8 protein-coding genes are annotated in these 4,419 nt (G+C 54.1%); 2 read left to right on the forward strand and 6 right to left on the reverse strand.

Going from position 1 to position 4,419, the window contains the following annotated elements:
- Positions 1-176 precede the first annotated feature (176 nt).
- The 5 genes from dksA to ACYVI2_RS12220 form a co-directional block, all read right to left on the reverse strand.
- Positions 177-638 carry an RNA polymerase-binding protein DksA gene (gene dksA / locus ACYVI2_RS12200; protein WP_415818953.1) on the reverse strand — a complete coding sequence of 154 codons (462 nt, stop codon included), beginning with the start codon at positions 636-638 and terminating at the stop codon, positions 177-179.
- 55 nt (positions 639-693) lie between these two features.
- The gene (locus ACYVI2_RS12205) at positions 694-1,128 is read right to left on the reverse strand and encodes a hypothetical protein (RefSeq protein WP_415818954.1); all 435 of its coding nucleotides are present in this window, start codon (positions 1,126-1,128) and stop codon (positions 694-696) included.
- 335 nt (positions 1,129-1,463) lie between these two features.
- Complete coding sequence (locus tag ACYVI2_RS12210; RefSeq protein ID WP_094837631.1) at positions 1,464-1,712, reverse strand: hypothetical protein; 249 nt, start codon at positions 1,710-1,712, stop codon at positions 1,464-1,466.
- 124 nt (positions 1,713-1,836) lie between these two features.
- Positions 1,837-2,295 (reverse strand): 3-hydroxyacyl-ACP dehydratase FabZ, encoded by a 459-nt coding sequence (gene fabZ / locus ACYVI2_RS12215; protein ID WP_415818955.1) that lies wholly within the window; start codon positions 2,293-2,295, stop codon positions 1,837-1,839.
- Positions 2,296-2,719: 424 nt separating this feature from the next.
- On the reverse strand, positions 2,720-2,983 hold the full coding sequence (locus ACYVI2_RS12220) for a hypothetical protein (protein WP_094837629.1): 264 nt from the start codon (positions 2,981-2,983) through the stop codon (positions 2,720-2,722).
- A gap of 137 nt (positions 2,984-3,120) precedes the next feature.
- Between ACYVI2_RS12220 and ACYVI2_RS12225 the strand changes: the two genes are divergently transcribed.
- Complete coding sequence (locus ACYVI2_RS12225; protein WP_179266633.1) at positions 3,121-3,282, forward strand: hypothetical protein; 162 nt, start codon at positions 3,121-3,123, stop codon at positions 3,280-3,282.
- Positions 3,283-3,556: 274 nt separating this feature from the next.
- Entirely contained in the window at positions 3,557-3,835 is a 279-nt protein-coding gene (locus ACYVI2_RS12230) for a hypothetical protein (protein WP_415818956.1), read from the forward strand.
- On the opposite strand, the gene ACYVI2_RS12235 is transcribed toward ACYVI2_RS12230, so the two are convergent.
- On the reverse strand, positions 3,827-4,009 hold the full coding sequence (locus ACYVI2_RS12235) for a PmbA/TldA family metallopeptidase (protein WP_373558285.1): 183 nt from the start codon (positions 4,007-4,009) through the stop codon (positions 3,827-3,829). The genes ACYVI2_RS12230 and ACYVI2_RS12235 overlap by 9 nt on opposite strands.
- Positions 4,010-4,419 lie beyond the last annotated feature (410 nt).

A 4,419-nucleotide genomic window follows, 5' to 3' on the forward strand; every position in this document is an offset into this window, starting at 1 on the left:
TATATAAATGGAGACTTATGCTCATCGATACGCCCTAACGTATCAAGATGGGTTGCCCGGACGCTAACCTTTGACTCGCTGAAGGCGGTGATCTACGACTTTGCGCAGGGCCGTGCCGGCGAGGAGCAACGCGCCCGGGTTCCTATAACGACTCAGCCACGCTCCGCAAGTCTGAATCAGCGCGGCTTCGCTCTGCCTGCTTCGATCCGCTCGTGGCGTTCCTGTGCTTCGATGCACAGCTCCGCAGTAGGCCGAGCTAATAGCCGACCTAGTCCGATGGGCTCCCCGCTGTCTCGGCACCACCCGTAAGTACCCTCCTCGATACGCTCCAAGGCCTGATCGACCTTGCGCAATTGCTTGAGTTCTCGATCGCGCAACCGCAGTTCAAGCGTATGCTCTTCTTCGATTGACGCTTTGTCAGAGGGGTCAGCGTGGACCTCGTCCTCTTTAAGCCGAATCTGCATGTCGTACGCGGACGCCAACAGCTGCGCACGAGACTTGATCAAAAGCAGGCGAAAGAACTGCAATTGCCGCTCCGACATGTAATCGCGTTTGGGCGCTTTCAATAGTGCCGCCAGTGTCAATGGATGATCGGCCATTGCTAGCGCTCGGGCCTGTTGAGTGGACGGAATTTTCATAGCCACCTCCTAAATGAGCGGTCACTTGCCCGCCGGCCAATGCGGCCCCCGATTCTCACGGTTGCAGGGGCAGCGATACATCAAGGTGAGGACTACGATCCAACTCGGCTGACGCAATCACATGTTCTGAGGCTTGCGCCAGGGACAGTTCAAGTTTGGACGCAGTCAAATGTTCGGAGACATCGGCCAACAGCAAGGGCAACGATGAGCATGGCCCACGCGTGGCGCCCGCCCCCAGGTTGTACTTCATTATTGGCGCATCACCGGCATAAGTCCCTATGCTGATGATTCGGCCAGTTTCTCCACGCAACAGGAGCCTTGAATTGATCGCATACAAGCGATAAATCCGCCACGGCGACCGCATAGCGTCGCCATGACGTCGCGAATGCGACGACACCGGAGTTTCACTTCGTGTGGGGCCATTGGCGCGTGGCAGCAATTTCACAAAAACGTGCAGCACGCGTGCCAAGAAGCGTTCCAGGATCTTCATGATCATTCGCGCCTTGAATGTAGTCCGGCAATGATGAAGTGCACCGCAACATGCACGCTTGCATCCAGCATACACCTCTAGCGTGTAAATAACGATCTTTGCGTGGCCCCTCGGTGCGAGCTACGCCGATGCCAGTTGAAAACGCTCGAATCTGCCGAGCGTGTCCCTCCACCGCCGCCGTCGACGCCTTGCTGCGCGGTGCGATCCTGGTCCATTTTTGCACCAGCAGCTCGCGCGCTTTTCGGTCGACCTTCAGATGGCTGGCGCTACGCAACGTGCTGGCTAACTCCATAAAGGCGGCCTTCGACTGAAAAGCCGCCATGAATCAGCGTCTGTCAATGGAAACGATCACGCGGCTTACCTTCGATCCAACGAAGCGCGTTGTTAAGTTGCATTGCCAAATCTTCTGCTTGACCATTGGTCAGCGTGAAGACCTTCACCCGCGAAGTGGTGGTGGCACTATTCTCTCCGTGGACACCATTTGTGACATAGTCTATACGCAACATCAGGACATCGCTGGGGCCCGCAAGTGCACCTACCCGAATACTGACGACGCTTTGCGCGTCGCCCTTTGATTTGCTCATGATACGACGCCTCAGACTGGTATGTTGAGCCTTTACAGTATCGCGTGGGTCCGACCTGCAGAACGGCTAAGCAACCGCTGTGACCTTACGTCTGCATTGGCATTTGGATCTAGCAGACCCCCTCTTATCGAGACGCAAGCAACTCGGGAGAGTTGCGTATGGCGCACAGTATCGAGGCTTCAGCCACGAGCTCTCCATCAACAAATGCTTGCCCATGATACTTGCAAATCGCGCGGCTTAACCTCAATGCCTTTACCTCGATGCACAACTGATCTCCAGGGACGACCGGCTTCAAAAACCTTGCATCATCGATCCCAAGAAAATAGTAGACGGCCTTCCCCTGCTCCGGACGTCGCTCATCTCCCTCATCCGCAAAGGAAAACAAAGCTGCCGACTGTGCCATTGCCTCGACAATGAGTACGGCCGGCATGCATTGACCATGGGCGATAAATGGATCATTAGCTGACACATTTTTAGTGGCCGCAATCTTGCTCCGGGGAACAATTTCGACGACATAATCTATTAGGAGCATGGGGTAACGATGCGGGAGGCGCCCCATGATAGATTTGATGTCCAGGTCCATAGCAACCTCTAGTAGTATCACTGGAACCCGTGACTAAGGCATTGATCCAGACATGGATCAAACGCCTAGTATCCCACACACATCCTATCGAGCGACTCTTATCGCGATTGCCTTGGCATCAAGGGGCGCAAGCGGGCAACCCATACGGCGCCCATAATTATGGTAGGGAGTATGGCAATTACGCCTAAGGGCGAGATCGGTCAAAGAAGGCTAATTTACGGGTCAGGTTGAATCAACCCAACAGCGCTGCCGACGTCTCTACGCGCGGCGTCAATTAAACCATTGCGGCACTGGCATCTACGACACCGAAAATAGAATCCGTCTTCGTCATGCTCGGCGTCAGTTTCTCCGGCCTTCGCCTCTACTCCACAATGTCTGCAAATCCACATCTCCCCTCCTGGACATCGATCGGCGGCATCCTCTGCTACTTGAATAAGAGAGCAAGTCGAGCTTTCACGACAGACTCATCAAACGTTCTTTGAACCAACTCTCCGTTAAGAACCTTCTGGCGCGCGTCGTCTGGGAGCTCGTCCCACAAGCAAAGAACCGACGCGCCCAAAAACGCAAGAATGCGCCGATCCGTCTCCTCCAACTCATCTATTGCTAATGATTTAGCTAGCTCAGCAATTTGCGACCCGCCCTCACTATCCCATCGCTCATTGTCAGACTGCTGTGTTGACTTGGTCATATTGGTCTCCCGAAGTCCACGATTAGTGTACAGCTCACCAAATGATTAATTGTTTCAATTAAACGCTAGGGGATAAGGCAGCAAGAGCGCACCGTGAAGAGGTGGCATCCTGCCACAGCAACCTAAGAGGTACCATCATGACATTTCCCACCCGCTTCGCTGCTTCCGTCACCCCAGACGAGCCGGACAAGAAGCAAGCACCCAACCAATCGCAAGACCAGCAAACGCAGCAGCAAAAAGAGGATGCTGCGCGCAAGCAGGCTCAAAGCGATCCGAACAAACAAAGCACCCCCCAATAGCCTAGATCTGGGTTAGGTAACCCGATCCTATGTCCATATTGCCCCCAATCGAAGATAGACCGTAGGTACTAGATCTAATGTTTCTTTGGGGGAGCGCCGAGTGGCAAGGGGCGGGGCACCGTTGTGTGCTGACTCATCGTCTGAACACGAGGGTCGGCAGCAACAGGACATCCTGGTAACTCAAAGCGTCAAAAGCACGTAATGCGAGATGACTGCAATAGACGACATCGAGGTCGTACGAAAAAAGTACTTCTGCTCTTTCTAGGAGCACTCAATGAATAGCCAAAATAGCACCGATTCCCAATCACAACCCCAGGGCAATACATCTCCGGTAACTTCGGATAATGAAGTCAAGAACCTTCCTCAAGGAAGTGGCGAATCGCCAAGTGACGACAGTAATCGTTGGTTTGATTCTGTGCACGCCGCGACGAAGCATAATCTGGAAAGCGCAGCGGACGCCTCAGCCGAATTCGTGCGCGATAATCCATGGAAAATGATAGCTATATGCGCCGCCGCAGTGGTGGCGCTTGGCGTTCTGCTGGGACTACGATAAGGCACCCTTCAATTTGCGAGCGGTTCTGACATCCGCCATTGATGACGATTTGATCGACGCGAATCCAATGCGCAGCTGGACGTATAGGCGCAAAGAGGCACCAAAATCACGAGACAGGATAGACCCGTTTAAACCGGACGAGCGGGCACGAATTCTCTCATGTTGCCCGCCCACTCTTCTCAATCAATGGCAGTTCATGTTTTGGACCCGACTGAGAACGAGCGAGATGGTCGCCCTGAAATGGGGCGAGATCAAGCTACTCGGACCGGCACTGCACACGCTGTCACAACAGAAGGCAACTGCGTTCCTAGCTGGCGGCCCGGTCTTCGCTCATCACACAACCGGGCGTCGATGGGAGGGAGACCAACAGGTCAGAAAATCTACGTTGAAGCGGGTAGCAGGGCCGCATCGAAATTCTCCAGCCCTGAAGTCAATATATGGAAGTTAGTGTCCTTGACCGACAAAAAAAGGGCGGACCGGTTAACCCGTCCGCCCCTGTCCAAGACTTGCTAATTTGGTGGAGCCGGGGGGAATTGAACCGCCGGCAACCCCAAATTGCAAGGGGGAATTTATCCTACGAATCA

This window comes from Bordetella tumbae, assembly GCF_054780995.1.

Bases quoted from the DNA above. Each gene is read 5' to 3' on its own strand.
- dksA (WP_415818953.1), bottom strand. From the start codon at position 638: ATGAAAATTCCGTCCACTCAACAGGCCCGAGCGCTAGCAATGGCCGAT.
- ACYVI2_RS12205 (WP_415818954.1), bottom strand. From the start codon at position 1,128: ATGAAGATCCTGGAACGCTTCTTGGCACGCGTGCTGCACGTTTTTGTG.
- ACYVI2_RS12210 (WP_094837631.1), bottom strand. From the start codon at position 1,712: ATGAGCAAATCAAAGGGCGACGCGCAAAGCGTCGTCAGTATTCGGGTA.
- fabZ (WP_415818955.1), bottom strand. From the start codon at position 2,295: ATGGACCTGGACATCAAATCTATCATGGGGCGCCTCCCGCATCGTTAC.
- ACYVI2_RS12220 (WP_094837629.1), bottom strand. From the start codon at position 2,983: ATGACCAAGTCAACACAGCAGTCTGACAATGAGCGATGGGATAGTGAG.
- ACYVI2_RS12225 (WP_179266633.1), top strand. From the start codon at position 3,121: ATGACATTTCCCACCCGCTTCGCTGCTTCCGTCACCCCAGACGAGCCG.
- ACYVI2_RS12230 (WP_415818956.1), top strand. From the start codon at position 3,557: ATGAATAGCCAAAATAGCACCGATTCCCAATCACAACCCCAGGGCAAT.